Below are 2,214 nucleotides of genomic sequence, written 5' to 3'. Positions count from 1 at the left end.
ATAGAGTAAAAAAAGGAATTTATATTCCTAAATAAATGTTTATACCTCCATTTTAATATAAAGTAAATAAACTCTATTAATTCCCTTCTTTCATTTATTCTTAATCAAAAACAATACCTATGAAAACAAAACCAACCTTGAAACTTCTGTTGTTTATTTGTACCATGCTGTTGCCAGCCTTGTTTTTGCCAATTCAGGCACAAATAAGTGCCGGAGGGGTGCCATATAGTTTCCAACAAACTGTTCAGGAAACAATTATCCCAGTTGAGATTATGCCTTCAGTTAATCTTGTTCAACTACAACAGGAAGACCAACAAGATGATGCTAATGGTTTGCCTCCACGATTTGGTTTTCCCCATAATGTGAATCTTCATCTTAATAATTCTGGCCTTTGGCAGGAAGTAGATGGAGGTAGGTTATGGCGTTTGGATATTCAGGCACCAGGAGCCTTATCTTTAAATTTGTTATATGAAAAGTTTTGGCTGCCGGAAGGGGCTTCTTTGTTTATTTACAACAAATCGAAAAGTCAGGTTATTGGGGCTTTCACAGAACAGAATAATAAAGGTACGCAAGCAAATCCGAAAAAGTTTGCTACAGGTTTAGTATATGGTAATACTATTACCTTGGAGTATTTTGAGCCCCATACTGTAAGCGGGGAAGGGGTAATTGAGATTTCTAAAGTTGTGCACGGGTACCGTTATATTAGTGTTCTGGGAAGTGTTAGTCAGCAAGAAAGTTTTGGAGATTCCGGTAGTTGCCAGGTTAATGTAAATTGTGAGGAAGGTAATAGTTGGCAAGATCAGAAAACAAGTGTTGCGATGATTTTGGTGAATGGCACTCGTTGGTGTACCGGTTCATTGATAAATAATGCCCGAGAGGATGGAACTCCATATTTTCTAACAGCTGATCACTGTTTGGATGGTTCTGCTGATGCCATTAACAGTCCGGATCTAGGTCACTGGTCTTTTTATTGGAATTATGAAAGCCCGACCTGTTCGGATGGTTCTGATTTTCTTCCTCCTTCCACTAATGGAGCTACTATAGTTGCTAATAACTCTGCATCTGATTTTGCGCTGTTGCGACTAACCGAAAGTCCATTAGATTTAAATGATCCCCTAAATTTATATTTTAATGGGTGGGATCGTTCCGATAGGCCTGGAAGTGGAGGAGTAGGGATTCATCATCCTTCTGGAGATATCAAAAAGATTGCCACCCATAATATAGTGCCAAATCCTTCTACTAATATTGGCTTATCAAACCCTCAAAACTACTGGCAAATTCAGTGGAGTCAAACAACGAATGGATTTTCAGTAACAGAGGGCGGATCTTCTGGTTCTCCATTATTCAATAGTAATGGTCATGTGATAGGGCAACTTTATGGTGGAAGTTCTATTAATTGTTCTGACCCTGCTAATGATCCGGGAGTTTATGGTAAAATTTATGCATCCTGGGATTTAGATCCCAATGAAAGTAGAAGGCGCCTAAGTAGCTGGCTTGACCCAGATAATACAGGTGTTATGAGTTTAAATGGCACTTATCCTTCTGGGGGGACACCTCCACCGCCTCCACCTGTGTGTAATATTGATGAGCCTAATATTAGTTTGACCCGATGTTCTCCTTTTTCCGGAAATCGAAATCGTAGATGGCGATTTGCTTTGCAAGAATCTGCGGATGTGGCTGGAAGTGGTACATATTCTTGGTCTACAACAAACTTTACTATATCTAGAGATAGAGGTACCAGTATAACAGGTGTACCAAATTCAGCCGGTTCTTTTACCCTTTTTTGTACGGCTACTTATAGTTGCCCAGATGGAAGTGATATTACGCATGATGTTACCTTTACCTATAATACAGCAAACTGTGGAAATGGAGCCTTGTTAACCACCATATATCCCAATCCATTCAATGCGAGTACAACAATTGAATACCAGCTATTTAACAAAAGTCTGATTTCCGTTTTTGTTAGGGATATGAATAACAATTTGGTATCAACACCTGTTTCAAAAGAGGTTAAAGAAAAAGGTACGCATAGTGTTAGATTGGAAAGTGCCAATTTAATTAATAAAGGCACCTATTTAGTGGAATTTTACGTAAATAATAAACTGATAGAGTCAAAAAGAATTCTTTATAGATCTAACTAGTTGTTGTATGGGATTTAAAAAAGGAGACCTTTAAATGGCCTCCTTTTTTTGTGTTGAATTAAACAAGAATATG

General features: G+C 38.1%; 1 protein-coding gene. It reads left to right on the top strand.

The genetic code is table 11. From position 1 onward, the window contains the following. Positions 1-119: 119 nt before the first annotated feature. Positions 120-2,141: a trypsin-like peptidase domain-containing protein gene (locus tag E1171_RS02470; protein ID WP_155203742.1), complete on the top strand. Its 2,022-nt coding sequence runs from the start codon at positions 120-122 to the stop codon at positions 2,139-2,141. Positions 2,142-2,214 lie beyond the last annotated feature (73 nt).

Source organism: Xanthovirga aplysinae (assembly GCF_009711365.1).
GTDB lineage: Bacteria > Bacteroidota > Bacteroidia > Cytophagales > Cyclobacteriaceae > Xanthovirga > Xanthovirga aplysinae.
This window is presented reverse-complemented; position numbering and strand designations above follow the sequence as displayed.